Genomic DNA, 18004 nt, shown 5'->3' on the forward strand with positions numbered 1-18004 from the left:
TGCTCCTACGGAGCGTTTTTGATTTTTCCGATTTTTTTCTATCAACATCTGGCTTCTACGGAGCCTGCCTTGAACCTTGAACTCTTTAATGCTACCAACATCCGGCTCTTACGGAGCCAATCTTGAATCTCGAATATGGAATTTTGAATATTTCCCGCATCTACATTATCCCTAACTTTGAGGCTTCAATGAATCAGAATATCCGATGAAGGTTCCGCATAACAAACTCACCGAACTCGCTAGCAAACTCAAGGGCGATTTATTTACTGATTATCCTTCCCGACTCCTTTATGCAACCGATGCCTCGGTTTACCGTGAGGTTCCTCTTGCGGTTGCACGCCCCAAGGACAAAGAAGATATCCGTACACTCATTCATTTTGCACGAAAGTTTAATACCTCATTGATTCCACGTACTGCCGGAACATCTTTGGCCGGTCAGGTGGTAGGGGAGGGCATTGTTGTCGATATTTCCAAACACATGACGAAAGTGCTGGAGATTAACAGGGAAGAAAAATGGGTGAGGGTTGAACCAGGTGTGATCCTGGATGAAATGAATAAATTGCTTGAACCGCTGGGATTGTTTTTCGGTCCGGAAACCTCAACTTCAAATCGTTGCATGATTGGCGGAATGCTTGGAAACAATTCCTGTGGCGCTCATTCGCTGGTTTATGGCAGCACCCGCGATCATACACTTTCAGTCAAAGCCCTGCTGTATGATGGAACCGAGGTGGAATTTGGTGCATTGAACCAATCGGAGTTTGAAGAAAAGTGCGAAGGCTCAAATCTTGAAAACAGCTTATATCGCCAAATTCGGGAAATGCTCAGTGCTAATGTGAACCAGGAACAGATCCTCAAAGGATTTCCTGAAAAAATTATCAAACGCCGCAACACGGGTTACGCCATTGACTTACTATTGGACTGCGAACCATTCACATCCAATGGCCCGGATTTCAATTTCAGCCGCTTGCTGGCCGGCTCAGAAGGAACGCTGGCATTTTTTACTGAAATCAAACTTAACCTGGTTCCACTGCCACCAAAAGAAAAGGCGCTGGTTTGCGTGCATTGCTTAACATTGGAAGAAGCTTTCCGTGGCAATCTTGTTGCGCTTAAGCATGGCCCCGTTGCTGTGGAACTCATGGATAAGGTTATTATTGAGCAAACGGCCAACAACATCGAACAGCGCAAGAACCGTTTTTTTATTCAGGGCAATCCTGCTGCTATCCTGATTATTGAGTTTGCCTGTGCCACACAGGAAGATTTGATGGATAGGATCACAAAAATGGAACAGGCCATGCGGGAACTTGGCTATGGCTATCATTTTCCGGTGATCCGTGGCAAGGATATCGGAAAGGTTTGGACTTTACGAAAAGCTGGGCTTGGATTGCTTTCCAACATTCCAGGCGATGCAAAGCCTGTTGCAGTGATTGAAGACACCGCAGTGAACCCGGCCTTCCTGCCGGAGTACATTGCTGAATTCCAGGAACTGCTCAAACGATTTAACCTTGATTGTGTGTATTACGCCCATATTGCCACTGGCGAACTACATCTGCGACCTGTTTTGAACCTGAAAGATCCGGAGTATGTGGAACTTTTCCGCAAGCTTGCCTATGAAACAGCATTACTTGTTAAGAAATTCAAAGGCTCGCTCAGTGGCGAACATGGCGATGGACGGCTTCGTGGTGAGTTTATTCCTTTGATGATTGGTGAACATAATTACAAATTAGTACAATCCGTCAAGGAAATGTGGGATCCACACAATATTTTCAATCCAAAGAAGATTGTCGACAATCCGCCCATGAACACTTCACTGCGTTATGAACCCGGCGCTGAAGTCAGGGAACCGGAAACTATTTTTGATTTCTCGGATACGCTGGGCATACTGCGCGCTGCCGAGCAATGCAATGGTTCAGGCGATTGCCGGAAAACGGAAGTGATTGGCGGAACAATGTGTCCCAGTTATATGGGCACACGAGACGAGTATACGACCACCCGTGCCAGAGCAAATATTCTTCGTGAATTCCTAACACGATCAAACAAAGCAAATCCTTACGATCACCAGGAAATTTACGACATCATGGACCTTTGCCTTTCTTGTAAAGCTTGTAAAGCCGAATGTCCGTCAAGTGTTGATATTACAAAATATAAAGCCGAATTCCTGCAACATTGGTACGATGCCAATGGGATTCCCCTGCGAACCCGCGCTATCGCTTATATTACTTCGCTAAACAAGCTGGCGATGATCTTACCGGGTTTGTATAATGGTTTTGTGAAGAATAAATTTACCTCCGGTTTATTAAAGAAATTCCTTGGTTTTGCAACGGATCGCAGCATGCCATTGCTTGGCAAAACCACTTTAAAACAATGGGCAAGACGAAACACCCCCAAACTTCAAAATCCAATTGGTAAGGTATTTTTGTTTGCCGATGAATTCACGAATTATAACGACATTGAAACCGGAAAAGCAGCCATTCGCCTTTTAAGTTTGTTGGGCTATGAGGTTGTGATCCCAAAACATGTTGAAAGTGGACGCACATTTTTAAGCAAAGGATTGCTGCGAAGCGCCCGGAAAAAGGCTATTGCCAATGTGACTATGTTGAAAGATATAGTCAGTGAAAATACCCCCTTGATCGGTATTGAGCCATCAGCCATTCTGACTTTCAGGGACGAATATGGAGATTTGCTCAATGGTGAATTGAAAGAAAGCGCCAAAGCGCTGGCAAAAAATGCCCTGATGTTTGATGAGTTTATTATGCGCGAAGTGGAAGCAGGAAAGATAGATTCAAGCATTTTTACTTCAGAACCCAGACATGTAAAGCTGCACGGCCATTGCCATCAGAAAGCGCTTTCTACAACCGGACCCACCAAAGCCATGCTTTCATTGCCGGCAAAATACAAGGTTGAGGAAATGAAAACAGGATGTTGTGGTATGGCGGGCTCTTTCGGCTACGAAAAAGAGCATTATGATCTTTCAATGAAAATAGGGGAGTTGGTGTTGTTTCCTGAAGTTCGTAACTCTGATAACGAAACGATCATTGCTGCACCCGGCACCAGTTGCCGTCACCAGATCAAGGATGGAACCGGAAAAACCGCTTTGCATCCTATTGAGGTATTGTTAAACGCAGTCTCAAAAGGCGATATTTTGTCATCCTGAACGCAGTGAAGGATCTATACTTGTCTGTAGATTAGATTCTTCTCCGCCGCGGCGAAGAAGAATGACAAAAACGACTAACCACAAGTTTGGAGAAAGCCTAAGGTTCTAAGAACCTTCATTCTGATACGACAAAAACCGCTCCTTCTGAAGCAAGATAGGTGTCTTTAAAAATACTTCTTGCTTCTTTCAATAAAGGTTGAAGGTCGTCGTAGCGTGCTGAATAATGTCCGATTACCAGTGTTTTAACGTTGGCTTTCATGGCGAGCGATGCTGCCTGAATGGCGGTGGAATGGAACTTGTCGCGCGCCATCTCAAGCCGGTCATGCAGAAATGAGGCTTCATGATAAAGAAGATCAACATCCTTAACTATCTCATCCAACGATTCCTGAAAAATTGTATCTGAACAGAATGCGAAGCTGCGGGGTGGCAGCGGATCAAGCGTAAGTTGTTGGTTCGAAAAAAACTTGCCTGACTCGTCAGTGTAATCCTTTCCCTTTTTAATCAACGGAATCTGCTCAACCGGAATCTGGAGTTTGCCGACTATTCCGGGTTTCATTTTCCTGTCGCGGGGCTTCTCCCTGAAAAGGTAACCGCAGGTTGGAATACGATGCTTCATGGGAATGGTTGTGATTTCAAGGAGCTCGTCTTCGTAGACCAGTTCTGCTTTCTCAGTGTTCACAACATGAAAATGAACAGGGTAAACCAATTTTGTTTCTGAAGCCTGCAGTTGAATGTTGATGATAGCTTCAATCCCTTCTGGCCCGTAAATGTGTAAGGGTTGATCACGGCCAAAAAGGTGGTAGGTCATTACAAGGCCAATAAGTCCATAGAAATGATCGCCATGCAAATGACTGATCAGGATATGATTGATCTTACCGAAGCGTATATTATATTTCCGTAGTTGCATCTGGGTGCCTTCGCCGCAATCAGCCAGAAACAAACGGTGCTGGTGATTGATCAGCTGAGCAGTTGGATGCCTGCCGGGCATGGGAGTAGCTGAATTACTACCGAGAATGGTTACCGAGAAGTTCATAGTGTTGCTAAGTTAATTCAAGCTTTGCAAATATACCGACATTCTTAGCATTTTCTGTAAAATAAAAACCGCCCCCAAATTGGGAGCGGTTTTTTCGATATAGCGCAAAAGAGATCTTATTCTACGTTGTCTTCTTCATCTTTCTTTGCCGCTTCCTTTGCCTTTGCTTTCTTGCTTGCCTTTTCTGATTCTTCCATATCTGATCTCAGATTGGCCAGCGCTTCAATATCGCCAAGCGTGGTTTTTTCCATGTTCTCATTCATGCGGCGAACAGTGCGGCGTGTGGATTCTTCTTCACCAACAGCCTGCGACTTTTCTTTCGAACGTTCAGCAGCAACTGCATCCTGATAAACACGACTGTGCGATATGATGATCTTCTTGTTTTCTTTTGAAAACTCTATGACCTTGAAATCAAGTGTTTCGTCAATTTTTGGGGTCGTATTATCTTCTTTAACAAGATGACGCATCGGTGCGAAACCTTCAACACCGTAAGGCAAGGTTACTATCATGCCTTTGTCAGCCGTATTAAGGATAGTTCCTTTGTGAACCGAACCGGGTGAGAAAACGGTTTCGAAAACATCCCAGGGATTTTCTTCAAGTTGTTTGTGTCCGAGGCTGAGCCTGCGGTTTTCAGCGTCAACATCAAGCACAATCACCTGCATCTCTTCACCTACTTTGGTGAACTCAGCCGGGTGCTTGATCTTTTTCGACCACGAAAGATCACTGATATGGATCAGACCGTCAACGCCTTCTTCGAGTTCAACAAAAATGCCGAAGTTGGTAAAGTTCCGAACCACTGCCTTGTGTTTTGAATTGAGCGGATATTTTGCCTGGATATTTTCCCATGGATCAGGAATAAGTTGTTTGATACCCAAAGACATTTTGCGATCATCGCGGTCGAGGGTGAGAATAACGGCTTCTACTTCGTCACCAACTTTGAGGAAATCCTGTGCTGTACGCAAATGCTGCGACCACGACATTTCTGAAACGTGGATCAAACCTTCAACGCCAACTGTGATTTCAACAAAAGCGCCGTAATCAGCAAGCACAACAACGCGGCCTTTCACAGTGTCGCCAACTTTGAGATCGGCATCCAAAGAATCCCATGGGTGTGGTGTAAGCTGTTTGAGCCCAAGTGCAATACGTTTTTTATTTTCATCGAAATCGAGGATCGCAACTTTGATTTTTTGATCAAGCTCTACGATTTCGTTTGGATGATTGATGCGACCCCATGAAAGGTCAGTGATATGAATAAGGCCATCAACACCACCAAGGTCAACAAATACACCATAAGATGTAATGTTCTTGACCATTCCTTCGAGAACCTGTCCTTTTTCGAGTTTTGCAATAATTTCAACTCTTTGTTGTTCGAGCTCATCTTCGATAAGGGCCTTGTGCGAAACCACCACATTCTTGTATTCATGGTTGATTTTCACAACCTTGAATTCCATCACCTTGTCAACGTACACATCGTAATCGCGGATTGGCTTCACATCAATTTGCGAACCGGGAAGGAAAGCTTCGATGCCAAAAACATCAACAATCAAACCACCTTTGGTGCGGCATTTTACATAACCTTTGATGATTTCGTCTTTTTCGTAAGCCGCATTAACGCGTTCCCATGAACGGAGAATGCGTGCTTTTTTATGTGAGAGGATCAATTGGCCGGTTGTGTCTTCCTGGCTTTCAACATATACTTCGAGTTGGTCGCCAATTTTAAGTTCTGGATTATATCGTACTTCGTTCACCGGAATAACGCCATCACTCTTATAACCAATATTTACAACAACTTCGCGGTTGCTTATAGTTACAACAGTCCCATCAATTACTTCATGTTCAACAATTGAACTGAGGGTTTTATCATAGATGCCTTCTAAACGGTTGCGTTCAGTCTTTGAATAGGATTCGTGCTTTTTACTTGTGATATCCCAGTCGAATGCAGGGGGTTCAGAACTTTTTGCGGCAACAGGTTCGGCTTCAGTTTCAACTTCGTGTTTTCCTTCCTGTTCAGTTTCCTGTTCGGCTTGTTTCTCAGCTTCGGCAATTACTTCTTCGTCTTTTTGCTTTTCGGCTTCGGGTTCTAAGGTTTCTTCTGATTCCATTTCCGACTCTTCATCAGAAACTTCTTCGTCATTAGTTTGGTCAGCAGTTACATCTTCTTCCGTTTCTAAAGCGTTGCTTTCAGTTTCAGTTTCTGCATCTTCGTTGGATGTTTCCGGGGTTTCGGCAACAATGGCGGGTTGTTCTTCTGTTGTGTGATCCTGTGGTTCAACAGTGTTTTCGTCTGTTACCTTTGTGTCTTCTGATGATTCGTTTTCCAATTCATCATTGACTTTTTGTTCTTCAGTCATTGAATAGAGCTTTGTGGATGCTTTCGCAGCCGGGTTAATACTATGTTAATTATACTATTTTTAAGGGAAATCCGGCGATGAGCCATCGTTCCATAAAAATGGGTGCAAAGGTAGAAATAAAATTAAATACTTTTAAACCTCGCAAACAATAAAATTGACAGGTTAGGTAGGAAGAAATCAACGTTTTCCGGGGCTATAACCTCTCTTGCGCGCCATCTCTTCCAACCGCTTCTGAAATCCCGAAGTCTTTACCGGCTTCTTCTTATTTTCCATAATCTTTTTATGGATTTTATCTTCGTCAATTACGCGACGGATCAGGAACATCTGTGCAAATGTGATAAGGTTGGTTAACATGTAATAATAACTCAACCCTGCAGAATAGTTGTTAAAGAAACCGAGGAACATTACCGGCATCAGGTACATCATCATTTTCATACCGGGCATTTGTGATGCACCTGTATCCATCATTTTGCTGTTCACATAAGTGTAAGCTACGGTTGAAATTGCCATGAGTAAAGTAAACAAGCTTACATGATCGCCGTAAAAGGGTATTGTAAATGGCAAATCCAGCACTGAATCGTAGGTTGAAAGGTCATGTGCCCAGAGGAAAGGTTGCTGTCTGAGTTCTATAGAGGAAGGGAAAAACCTGAAAAGGGCAATGAGAATTGGAAACTGAATAAGCATCGGCACACAGCCCGACATTGGGTTCACACCAGCCTTTTTATACAATGCCATCAAAGCTTGCTGCTTCTTCATGGCATCTTCTTTTTTTGGGAATTTCTTATTCATTTCCTCGACTTCTGGTTTTAGCACCCGCATTCTTGCCTGAGAAACATAAGTTTTGTAGGTGAGCGGAAATAAAACGGTTTTCAGGAGGATGGTAAGAATGAGTATGATGATTCCGTAATTCAGATTAAAACTTTCAAGAAAGTTGAAAACAGGAATCACTGCGAAGCGGTTCAGCCACTGCATGAGGAAAAAACTCCATCCAAGCGAAATTTGACGCTCGAGACGTAAATCATATTTGCGGAGGATACTGTACTTGTTCGGTCCCAGGTAAATACTTAGCGGAACTGAATATTGAGCACCCGCCTGGTAGGGAATGCTGATATCAGCCTCCATGGATTGAAGGTAGCGGTCATCAATTGAATTTTCATCCACGAATGAGTTTACTTCAGCGCTGATGAAGCTCTCGTTGGCAATGAGGGTAGTATTAAAAAACTGTTGTTTGAACGCTATCCATTTGACCCTGGTTTTAAGCGATTCGCTGTCATCTTTGGTTTCGGACAATTCGCCCATGTCCTCACTGATGTAACGGTAATGTATTGTACTGACATTGCGTTCGTTTTTCAAATCCTTTTCCTGACGCTGCAGCTGGTTTTTCCATTCAAGTTCGAGGAAGTTCGTATTATCATCGATGATATTGTTCATGCCGACAAAATTCAGATTAAGGCCGGTCATGTAATCATTGCCTTTGAGGGTATATTTGAATTCAATAAAACTTTCTGATGCCGATTGAGTTGTATCATTGCCGGCATAGGCACGCATTCCAAACTGAATTTCATTGTCACCGGTTACAGATATCAAACTATCGCCCTCGGATTGGTCATCATACCAAAATGGTTTGAAATACAATGATTCCGTTTTTATAATACGATTATTGGAAAAGAACACCAGGCCAAAGGCAGACGAATCAGGGTGCAAGAGTTCCAATGGCAAGGTGTCGTGGGTGCGAAATTCACGAAGTTGGGCTGAGACAATGCGCCCACCTTTGGATGAAATACCGAGTCGGAGCAAGTCGCTTTCTATGTGGAAGATTTCCTCAGTTCCGGTAGCGGAAACGGCGAAACTACCATAGCGGTCGAGTAATCCTGCTTTAATTGCTGTAGCGTTTTCTTCGGTTTCAACTGGTGTGGTTACAACAAGTTCTTCCGGGATAATTCTTTCAGCTTTAATTGCGCTGGCTTCCTCTTGTTGCTGGCGTACGACGGCAATGGAATCCATAACGCGCTGTTTCTCTGCAAGTTCTTCTTTGGATGGCGTCATCCAGATACTGTAAGCGATGAGCATGCCGAAAATAAGCACAAGCCCGATAATATTCTCTTTGTTCATTTAAGGTAGTTTACAAGGAATGGAAATAGGTTTTGAGCCGCAAAGATAGAAGTTTTGCCTGAACACAATCAAAACTAGTTCAATCAGAAAATTCATGGAATGGATTACACGAGCTTGCCAGAGTAATTTAAGCAAGCCTGAACAAAGCTGACAAACAAAGGATGAGGCCGCGCTACTGTGCTTTTGTATTCAGGGTGAAACTGAATACCAATGAACCATGGATGGTTTTTGAGTTCCATAATTTCAACGAGGTTATCCTTGGGATTGATGCCACTGGCAACCATACCAGCTTTTTCAAAATCAGCGAGGTACTTATTGTTGAACTCGAAACGATGACGATGTCGCTCCGAAATCATATCATTTTTATAGATGGTTTTCACTTTCGAACCATCAACAAGTTTGCAGGGGTAAGCGCCCAACCTCATCGTTCCGCCTTTTGAGCAAATACCTTTTTGTTCCTTCATCAGGTCAATTACAGGAAAAGCAGTCTGTGGATTCATCTCAGTAGAATTTGCTTCTTCTAAACCGAGTACGTTTCTTGCGAACTCCACAACGGCACATTGCATTCCAAGACAAATTCCTAAAAATGGAATATTGTTTTCACGTGCGAACCCAATCGCCTTTATTTTGCCTTCAAAGCCACGCTCGCCAAACCCGGGTGCCACGAGTATTCCGCTCAATCCCTTTAAAGTTTCATCAATCTCACTTTCATTCAATGTCTCGGCATGGATCATCTTAAGCTCAACCTTGGTTCGGATAGCAGCTCCGGCATGAATAAAAGATTCAATGATGCTTTTATAGGAATCCTTTAGTTCAACATACTTGCCTATCAACCCAACACTGATTGTGCGCTCAGGATTCTTAAGCTTATAGATAAACTCTTCCCATTCATTCAGTTGCGAAGGATTTCCGGCTGGCATCATCATTTTTTGCAACACCACCTGATCGAGTTTCTCCTCGCGCATAAGTAGTGGTACATCATAAATGGTGCTTGCATCAATGGCTTCAATTACGGCATTTGGAAGGACGTTGCAGAAGAGCGCGATTTTATTTTTTATAGCCTGGTTCAGGGGGTGTTCAGTTCGGCAGACAATAATATCGGGCTGTACTCCAGATTCGAGGAGGGTTTTTACGGAATGTTGGGTGGGTTTTGTTTTAAGCTCGCCTGTGGTTGCCAGATATGGAACAAGGGTGAGGTGGATTACCAGGCAACTGTTGCCTAGTTCCCAACGCATTTGTCTCACTGCTTCGATATAGGGCAATGATTCAATGTCACCAACGGTACCACCAATTTCGGTTATCACAAAATCGAAGTCACCGGTATTACCAAGTAATTTTACCCGGGCCTGTATTTCGTCAGTGATGTGTGGGATTACCTGAACAGTTTCTCCCAGGTAGTCTCCGCGCCTTTCCTTACGGATTACTGATTGGTAGATGCTTCCGGTAGTAACATTATTTGCCTGAGAAGTAGGAACATTCAGGAACCTTTCATAGTGGCCCAGGTCAAGATCGGTTTCGGCTCCATCATCAGTAACATAGCATTCACCATGTTCGTAAGGATTAAGAGTCCCCGGGTCAACATTAATGTACGGATCAAGTTTTTGGATCGTAACACTGAAGCCCCTTGATTGAAGAAGTTTTGCAAGAGAGGCAGATATTATCCCCTTACCCAGAGATGAGGTGACTCCACCAGTCACAAAGATATATTTGGCTTGATTCATATTTTTGGCCAGACTTTTTAAGAAGTTGCAAAGTAATAACTATTAAAGGTTCTTACGGTAAAAAGCATGAAAAAATGTTGATTAAAAATTAAAAACCCGGTTAAAACCGGGTTGTAATATGCTGACAATAAATGCGATCAACACTATCAGATTTGTTGATCCAACTTTTTGCGATCAGTTGTTGTGTTCAGGCTGTTTTCACGCATGAGCGCGATACAGCATCATAAATATCTTTCCTGGTAAAGGGTTTTGGAATAAAATCATTCATTCCTACTTCCTCTGTTTTTTCACGAAAACAACTGTCAGTGTATGCTGTAATTGCGATGATAGGTGTGGATTTGTCGTAGCTCCTGATCTCCTTGGTTGCTTCAATACCATCAAGTACGGGCATATTGAGATCCATAAAAATCAAATCGTATTTTTCGTTGCGCGACGCCTCAACAGCCTCTTTACCATTGCTTACAATTGTGCATTCCCATTGCTTTAGGCGGATCATGACTTCCATGATTTGTTGATTGATCGGGTTGTCCTCAGCCACGAGAATTTTCATAGTGTCAATTTGGTACATAGCGAAATGCAGGTTATTGTTATTTGGAAATAAATACTCCTTTCCTGATTGTTAATCCTAAAAACGGTAAAAGGTAACAGTTTTGTTGAAAATATTTTTTACGATAAGTGAAAAAGGCAGGAAACTTATCCTGCCTTGCCTTCTAACTTGTTTATTACTAATAATATCTGTAACTCTTTACCTGCGATATATGCTTGGCCAGTCGCGTTACCTGGCACGTATAGCCGTACTCATTATCGTACCAGGCATAAAGAACAATGCTTTTTTTGTCTTTTGAAACCTGAGTTGCCGGACTGTCGTAAATACAGGCGCAAGAATCGCCAATGCAGTCGGTTGATACAAGTTCATTGGAAGTTGAATACCTGATTTGTTCAATGAGCGGGCCTCTTAATGAGGCAACGCGCATGATCTCATTCACTGCTTCAACACTGGTTTCTTTGCCAACTTCAAGCATCAGAATAGCCAGGGAAATGTTTGGGGTAGGAACCCTGACAGCATTGGCCGTAAGCTTGTTGGCCAGGCTGGGGATTGCTTTCACGGCAGCAGATGCAGCACCGGTTTCCGTGATAACCATATTAAGAGGCGCTGAGCGGCCACGCCTTGTCTTTTTATGAAAATTGTCAAGAAGGTTCTGGTCATTGGTATAGGAATGTACTGTTTCAATATGACCCTTGATGATCCCAAGTTCCTTTTCGATCACACTGAGAACAGGCACAACAGCATTTGTTGTACATGAGGCTGCTGAGAATATTTTCTCCCCATCATCGCCAAGCTTACAGGTTTCCTGGTTCACACCATAAACGATATTTGGAATATCACCTTTGCCTGGTGCGGTGAGCAAAACCATATCAGCTCCCGGACATTTTAAATGACGGCTCAGATTGGCCCTGTCGCGGAAAATACCTGTATTGTCAATGATCAGAGCATCTTTGATCCCATGTTCTTCATAATTAAGTTCGTCGGGATGCGATGCCGATAACATCTTCACTACATGACCATTGATATGAAGCGAATGATCATCAATGTCTTCAACTGCTATTCCATAAAATACTCCATGAACTGAATCCTTACGAAGCAAGGACGCGCGTTTGCGAATTTCTTCGGGTGAATTACCCCGAGTAACAATAGCCCTTAGCCTTAATTGACTGCCTCTTCCTGAGTTCTGAACAATTTCTCGAGCCAATAAGCGACCAATCCTTCCAAAACCGTATAAAACCACATCCTTGGTTATGCTGCTTCGAGGTGGTACATTTATAATATGCGACAGTTTATGGTTCAGGAAGGCATTCATATCACTGCTGAATTTTTCCTTTTCCTCGGTCCATTCCCGGTTCAAACGGCCAATATCAATTCTTGCTGGGGCCAGGTTCAAATCAACCATGGCCCTGGCAATGAGCAGTGAATCATGGATAGTTAGCTCTTTCTTGATAATGTTTTCTGCGTATGAATGCTTATGAAGAATTGAATTGGCTCCGCGATCGAGCAACTGGCGACGAAGGAAAATGAGTTCAATGTCTTTATCGTACCACAACTTCCCAATTACGTCAATAAATGAGTTGGCTGCTTTTTGATCATTAATCCAATTCGTAAGGGTTGACTGATAGTGATCGTTGTTTTCGTGGGGTTTTTTCATAACAGGTAAAAATTAGTCGGCTTCATAATATTGACAGCAAATTTGCCCTTGCTTGCAACAATGGTCAAAAATATAAATTTATCCTTTTGATGGTAGGGTCGCGTAATTATTTTTCAAAAATCTTATTGGATAATTGAAGTTTGGATAAAATAAAAAACCGTTTCGGTAAGAAACGGTCTCTATTGAAATTTTAAAGCTATTAACCTAGATAATTTTTGAGGAGTTTGCTGCGCGAACTTTGCTTTAGCCGCCTGATTGCTCTTTCTTTAATTTGCCGCACTCTCTCACGGGTGAGGTCAAATTTCAACCCTATCTCTTCGAGGGTAAGGCCGTGACTTAAACCGATTCCGTAGTACAAGTATAGTACGGACCTTTCCTTCTCGGTAAGCGTAGAAAGTGAGCGTTGAATCTCTTTTAGAAGTGATTCTTTTATAAGGTTTTCATCGGTGCCTTCTGCATCTTCATTGACAAAAACATCAATATATTTTGTGTCCTCGTCTTCGGTAAGCGGGGCGTCCATTGAAATATATCTCGTTGTGATCTTGAGCGCTGCATCAATTTTTTGTTGCGGAAGTTCAAGCGCCTCAGCAATTTCCTCAGCCGAAGGTGGTCGTTCAAACCTTTGCTCAAGCCGGTTGGATTCTTTTTTAATTTTACTTAGCGAACCCACCTGGTTCAGCGGAAGCCTTACAATCCTCGATTGTTCGGCGAGCGCCTGCAAAATTGATTGCCTGATCCACCAAACTGCATAAGAGATGAATTTAAACCCGCGGGTCTCGTCGAAACGTTGAGCTGCTTTGATCAAACCCAAATTGCCTTCATTGATAAGATCAGGGAGGCTGAGCCCCTGGTTTTGGTATTGCTTTGCAACCGAAACCACAAACCTTAGATTGGCCTTGACAAGTTTCTCCAAAGCTATCTGATCGCCCATTTTAATACGTTGAGCGAGTAGCACTTCCTGTTCAGCATTGATAAGTTCTTCGCGACCGATTTCCTGTAAGTATTTATCGAGCGAGGCTGTTTCCCGGTTAGTGATGGATTTAGTTATCTTTAACTGCCTCATTGTATTCTTAATTAGTTATAAGTTAAAACGTTTGACTCTTTAATAATGTTTCGCAAACCACTTTTATTGCTTATGTTTAAGACCGATTATATTGTGAATCAAACGCCGCATCAAATGATTTATTTGGTCTAAACCAAATTACATACCAAATCCATAATAGGCTTTCATGCGATTGGGGTAAATTCCTTCCACCAGAACTCCGCCTTTCTTCTCTTTCAAAAGGTTCTCAACATCTGAGTTTGTGTTTACAAGATTATTATCAATTTTGGTGATGATAAAACCGTCACGTACACCGGCATCGTTCAAAACGCCTTTGCCAAGTTTAGTGACCTGTACACCATTTGTAATCCCAAGCTGCGCTTTTAATTCCGAAGACACCGGTTCAAATGAAGCGCCAAGAATTGACAATACCTGTCGTTCTTGCTTCTGGACCACCGCAGTTTGCCCTTCACTGTTGCGAAGTACAACGGGCATAACCTTGTCTTTATCGCCTCGACGCACAAGAAGTTCTACTTCGTCACCCGGACGATGCACGCCGATAATTTCGAGCAATTCACTGGTGCTGTTAACATGCATTGTATTTACTGAAAGTATTATGTCTCCTTCTCTGATTCCGGCAGCTTTGGCTGCTCCATTTTCAGATACCCCTGCTACATAAACACCACGAACCTCTGAAAGTCCTTCTTCGCGTGCGAACCTTCCGTCAATCTCACGGATGGAAACACCGATGAAAGCCCGCTGAATGGTTCCAAAACGCTGAAAATCATCAACTACCTTTTTAACAATATTAACCGGAATTGCAAAAGAATAACCAGTATAATATCCTGTTCCGCTGGCTATTGCAGCATTTATGCCAATTAGCTCACCTTGAAGGTTTACCAATGCCCCTCCGGAATTACCACGATTCACAGCTGCATCCGTTTGTATGAACGACTCAATCGCTGTGCCATCAGGATTTACAAGGATATTGATATTACGTGCTTTTGCACTTACAATACCAGCAGTAACGGTTGATGTAAGGTTAAATGGATTGCCGACTGCCAGCACCCATTCTCCAATCTTAACCTCGTCAGAATTGCCAAATATAATGTAGGGTAAATTTTTTGCTTCGATTTTTAAAACGGCAAGATCGGTGGTGGGGTCAGTACCTATTACCCGCGCCTCGAAAGTAGATCTGTCGTTGAGGGTGACTTCAATAAGTTCTGCTTCCTGCACAACATGGTTGTTTGTAACTATAAATCCGTCACCAGAAATGATTACTCCACTTCCGGAAGCAACAATTGGTCTGGATTGTGGGTTTGAGCGCTGCGGCCGGTCACCAAAGAAATCATGAAAATCGAAAAAGAAATGATCATAAACAGAGCTTTTACGCGTGTATTCGGTTCGTATATGTACCACTGCATTGACTGTAAGTTCAGCCGCCCCAGTGAAATCGGGGAAGAGCTGTGCTGAATTTGCAGACGACATGCTGGCATAATGCGCCGGAAGTGCTGATGCCTGTTCTTCAATCCTTGTTTGTGGAATTTCGGTTGGCTTTTGATTGTTGCCTGCAATAAAGAAAACCGAAGCACCAATAAGTCCTCCGGTAATTCCAATCAATAAATAACTTACAATCTTCTTCATGGCTTCTCAATTTTTATTTTCAACAATTTATTCAGCAGTTTTGTTTCTATGGTATTTCAGTAGTTTAAAGCAAATACAGAACTTGTTTTGGTTCGTACGTACATAGCAAAAATCATTCCTGCATTTGCGTTTGTATTCTTATGTCAGCAGCTAATATGCTGGGAATACGAACGCTAAGGCATGACCGCAAGTATAGTTTCCACTGTTAAAAAAAGTTAATCGTAGTTTAGCTGACAATTACTCCTTCCGAATTGCTTAATTTTGTTCAAAATCCGACTGCTTGTCAGATAAAAAGCTGCTTATGAAAATTCTATTCAGTAAATATCACGGAACAGGAAATGACTTTATTATCCTCGATAACCGTGATGGATTGATTGGCCTTGTACCCGAAACGATTGCAAGACTTTGCGATCGCCACTTTGGAATAGGCGCTGATGGGTTGATTATTATCGAACCTTCTGACAAGAGCGAAGTTCTTATGCATTATTACAATGCAGACGGAATTGAAGCGGGCATGTGCGGAAACGGAGGGCGATGTGTTGCGGCCTGGGCTTTTAGAAATGGTATAACCGATAAAGAAATTATCGTTCGAGCAAACGATGGTGATCATTCAGCCAAAGTAGAGGAAACTGGTGAAGGCCTATACAATGTTGAATTGAGCATGACGAATGTTCATACTTACAAAAAGTTCGAAGATGGTTATTTTGTTAACACAGGCGTTCCACATTTTGTTAAACCCGTGGATGATCCGGAACTGATTGATGTAGTAAATGAAGGCAGGATTTTGCGGTTCGACAAACGCTTTATGCCCAATGGGGTTAATGTGAATTTTGCACGGATAATAGCTGGTAAAATCAAGGTAAGGACTTACGAAAGAGGTGTTGAAGATGAGACATTATCTTGTGGAACCGGGGTTACTGCAACAGCAATAGCCGGAATGCTTTCTTTAGGTTCTGAAATTAATGAATGGGAGATTCAGACCAGGGGTGGAATTTTACAGGTTTATGCTAATTATAAGAATCTTGTTTTTAGTGATATTATCTTGAAAGGGCCTGCGCAGTTTGTGTTCGAAGGAGAAATTATTTTATAAAATGATTGGAGACAAAGTTAGTCTGAGGGCTGTTGAGCCCACCGACCTTGAATTGCTTTATGAGCTGGAAAACAATCCCGAATGGTGGCATTTGAGCAATACTGTTGCGCCATTTTCGCGGTTTATTCTGGAGCAATACATCATGAATGCCCACCTGGATATTTATTCAACCAAACAATTGCGATTGATGATTGATGCAACCACAGATCAGACATTACACACGGTTGGCACAATTGATCTGTTCGAATTTGATCCTGTGAATATGAGAGCCGGGGTTGGAATTCTGATCGCAAAAGCATGGCAGAAAAAGGGAATTGCTTCTGAAGCCCTTGGCATGTTGATAGATTTTGGCTTCAATACATTACACCTTCATCAACTCTTTTGCGGCATATGCACTGACAATGCGGCAAGTATTGAACTTTTCAAAAAACACGGGTTTAAGATAACCGGCACGAGGGAACTTTGGGTAAGAGACCGGCAAAAGTGGAAGGATGAATATTTCTTACAGCTTTTTAACCCTGTGATCCTTCATGGTATTGACCCAACTAAATAGCTAAGGCTTTTATGCTTATCACAAAAAGATTAAAGATTACACTGATCATAATACTCGCGCTGATTATCACAGGCATTTCGATCATAATTGTCGGATACAAACTGTTTTTAGCGCCTGCCATGCTTATTCCTGAAGGTGAATTTGTACATATTTATATCAGAACGGGTTGGAATTTCAATGAGACAATGCAAATGCTTGAAGAAGAAAAACTTTTGCGGCATCCGAAAGCTTTCAAGAAACTGGCTGACTTTAAAAAATACAATCAACGCATACGGCCCGGGCGTTATAAAGTAACTCATGGTATGAGTAATAAAGATTTAGTGGCATTATTACGCTCAGGGAATCAAGACCCTGTAAATGTTGTCTTTAACAATATACGCACCCCGCAACAACTGGCTGGTCGCATTGCCAAACAGCTTGAAGCAGATTCCGTTTCACTTGTAAGCGCTTTCCTGAATAGCTCAAACCATGAGAAATATGGAATTCCTGAGCATCAACTTGCCATGATGTTCATTCCAAACACATATGAATTCTTCTGGAACACCACTGCTGAAGGCTTTATGGAACGCATGCATAAGGAATACGAAGCATTCTGGAACAGCCATCGGCTGGAAAGGTTAAAAGCTATAAATTTTTCGAAAGCGGCTGCCGTTACCCTCGCGTCAATCATTGAAATGGAAACCCGTATGCATGATGAAAAGACCAAGATTGCAGGCGTGTACATGAACCGTCTTCGGATTGGAATGCGTCTTCAGGCAGATCCCACTTTGGTGTTCGCACATGGTGATTTTACAATGCGCCGTGTGCTAAACCGGCACAAACAAATTGATTCCCCTTACAACACTTACCGGTATGCAGGATTGCCACCCGGGCCAATTTCATATCCGTCAATATCTTCCATTGATGCAGTGCTGAATTACGAGACCCATGACTATCTGTATTTTGCCGCGCGTGATGATTTCTCTGGATATCATAGCTTTGCCCGAACCTATCAGCAACACCTTGTTAATGCAAGGAAGTATCATCGGGCGCTGAATGAGAGGAATATACGTTAGATCAGGAAGTTTAGGAATAGAAATCAGTTTGAAAGAGAATATAAATCCATC

The 18004-nt window shown here is 42.6% G+C and carries 12 protein-coding genes; 4 read left to right on the forward strand and 8 right to left on the reverse strand.

Annotated elements, in window-relative coordinates; genetic code table 11:
• The first annotated feature begins 205 nt into the window (after positions 1-205).
• The gene (locus IH597_06135) at positions 206-3151 is read left to right on the forward strand and encodes an FAD-binding protein (GenBank protein ID MBE0662029.1); all 2946 of its coding nucleotides are present in this window, start codon (positions 206-208) and stop codon (positions 3149-3151) included.
• A gap of 115 nt (positions 3152-3266) precedes the next feature.
• Here the strand turns inward: IH597_06135 and IH597_06140 are convergent, their stop codons facing one another.
• The 8 genes from IH597_06140 to IH597_06175 all read right to left on the reverse strand — a co-directional run bounded on the left by IH597_06140 (position 3267) and on the right by IH597_06175 (position 15255).
• Positions 3267-4184, reverse strand: coding sequence for a ribonuclease Z (locus IH597_06140; protein ID MBE0662030.1), 918 nt, complete (start codon positions 4182-4184; stop codon positions 3267-3269).
• 116 nt (positions 4185-4300) lie between these two features.
• Entirely contained in the window at positions 4301-6286 is a 1986-nt protein-coding gene (gene rpsA, locus IH597_06145; GenBank protein MBE0662031.1) for a 30S ribosomal protein S1, read from the reverse strand.
• A gap of 426 nt (positions 6287-6712) precedes the next feature.
• Entirely contained in the window at positions 6713-8647 is a 1935-nt protein-coding gene (gene yidC / locus IH597_06150; GenBank protein ID MBE0662032.1) for a membrane protein insertase YidC, read from the reverse strand.
• 104 nt (positions 8648-8751) lie between these two features.
• Positions 8752-10368, reverse strand: coding sequence for a CTP synthase (locus IH597_06155; protein ID MBE0662033.1), 1617 nt, complete (start codon positions 10366-10368; stop codon positions 8752-8754).
• 187 nt (positions 10369-10555) lie between these two features.
• Positions 10556-10918, reverse strand: coding sequence for a response regulator (locus IH597_06160; protein ID MBE0662034.1), 363 nt, complete (start codon positions 10916-10918; stop codon positions 10556-10558).
• 175 nt (positions 10919-11093) lie between these two features.
• A complete protein-coding gene (locus tag IH597_06165; protein ID MBE0662035.1) occupies positions 11094-12569 on the reverse strand; it encodes a glyceraldehyde-3-phosphate dehydrogenase in 1476 nt (491 codons plus the stop codon).
• 199 nt (positions 12570-12768) lie between these two features.
• A complete protein-coding gene (locus IH597_06170; GenBank protein MBE0662036.1) occupies positions 12769-13632 on the reverse strand; it encodes a sigma-70 family RNA polymerase sigma factor in 864 nt (287 codons plus the stop codon).
• A gap of 138 nt (positions 13633-13770) precedes the next feature.
• Positions 13771-15255: a trypsin-like peptidase domain-containing protein gene (locus IH597_06175; GenBank protein MBE0662037.1), complete on the reverse strand. Its 1485-nt coding sequence runs from the start codon at positions 15253-15255 to the stop codon at positions 13771-13773.
• 301 nt (positions 15256-15556) lie between these two features.
• On the opposite strand from IH597_06175, the gene IH597_06180 reads away from it, so the two are divergent.
• From IH597_06180 to mltG, 3 genes are read left to right on the forward strand one after another with little or no spacing between them, the layout of a single operon-like run.
• Positions 15557-16345: a diaminopimelate epimerase gene (locus IH597_06180; protein MBE0662038.1), complete on the forward strand. Its 789-nt coding sequence runs from the start codon at positions 15557-15559 to the stop codon at positions 16343-16345.
• Between the two features lies 1 nt (position 16346).
• Positions 16347-16898: a GNAT family N-acetyltransferase gene (locus tag IH597_06185; GenBank protein MBE0662039.1), complete on the forward strand. Its 552-nt coding sequence runs from the start codon at positions 16347-16349 to the stop codon at positions 16896-16898.
• Between the two features lie 11 nt (positions 16899-16909).
• On the forward strand, positions 16910-17953 hold the full coding sequence (gene mltG / locus IH597_06190; protein ID MBE0662040.1) for an endolytic transglycosylase MltG: 1044 nt from the start codon (positions 16910-16912) through the stop codon (positions 17951-17953).
• The last annotated feature ends 51 nt before the right edge of the window (positions 17954-18004 follow it).

It is taken from the genome of Bacteroidales bacterium (assembly GCA_014860575.1).
GTDB lineage: Bacteria > Bacteroidota > Bacteroidia > Bacteroidales > JAAYJT01 > JAAYJT01.

Excerpts from the sequence above, each read along its gene's own strand:
- IH597_06135 (MBE0662029.1), top strand. The coding sequence starts at position 206 with ATGAAGGTTCCGCATAACAAACTCACCGAACTCGCTAGCAAACTCAAG.
- IH597_06140 (MBE0662030.1), bottom strand. The coding sequence starts at position 4,184 with ATGAACTTCTCGGTAACCATTCTCGGTAGTAATTCAGCTACTCCCATG.
- rpsA (MBE0662031.1), bottom strand. The coding sequence starts at position 6,286 with ATGGAATCAGAAGAAACCTTAGAACCCGAAGCCGAAAAGCAAAAAGAC.
- yidC (MBE0662032.1), bottom strand. The coding sequence starts at position 8,647 with ATGAACAAAGAGAATATTATCGGGCTTGTGCTTATTTTCGGCATGCTC.
- IH597_06155 (MBE0662033.1), bottom strand. The coding sequence starts at position 10,368 with ATGAATCAAGCCAAATATATCTTTGTGACTGGTGGAGTCACCTCATCT.
- IH597_06160 (MBE0662034.1), bottom strand. The coding sequence starts at position 10,918 with ATGAAAATTCTCGTGGCTGAGGACAACCCGATCAATCAACAAATCATG.
- IH597_06165 (MBE0662035.1), bottom strand. The coding sequence starts at position 12,569 with ATGAAAAAACCCCACGAAAACAACGATCACTATCAGTCAACCCTTACG.
- IH597_06170 (MBE0662036.1), bottom strand. The coding sequence starts at position 13,632 with ATGAGGCAGTTAAAGATAACTAAATCCATCACTAACCGGGAAACAGCC.
- IH597_06175 (MBE0662037.1), bottom strand. The coding sequence starts at position 15,255 with ATGAAGAAGATTGTAAGTTATTTATTGATTGGAATTACCGGAGGACTT.
- IH597_06180 (MBE0662038.1), top strand. The coding sequence starts at position 15,557 with ATGAAAATTCTATTCAGTAAATATCACGGAACAGGAAATGACTTTATT.
- IH597_06185 (MBE0662039.1), top strand. The coding sequence starts at position 16,347 with ATGATTGGAGACAAAGTTAGTCTGAGGGCTGTTGAGCCCACCGACCTT.
- mltG (MBE0662040.1), top strand. The coding sequence starts at position 16,910 with ATGCTTATCACAAAAAGATTAAAGATTACACTGATCATAATACTCGCG.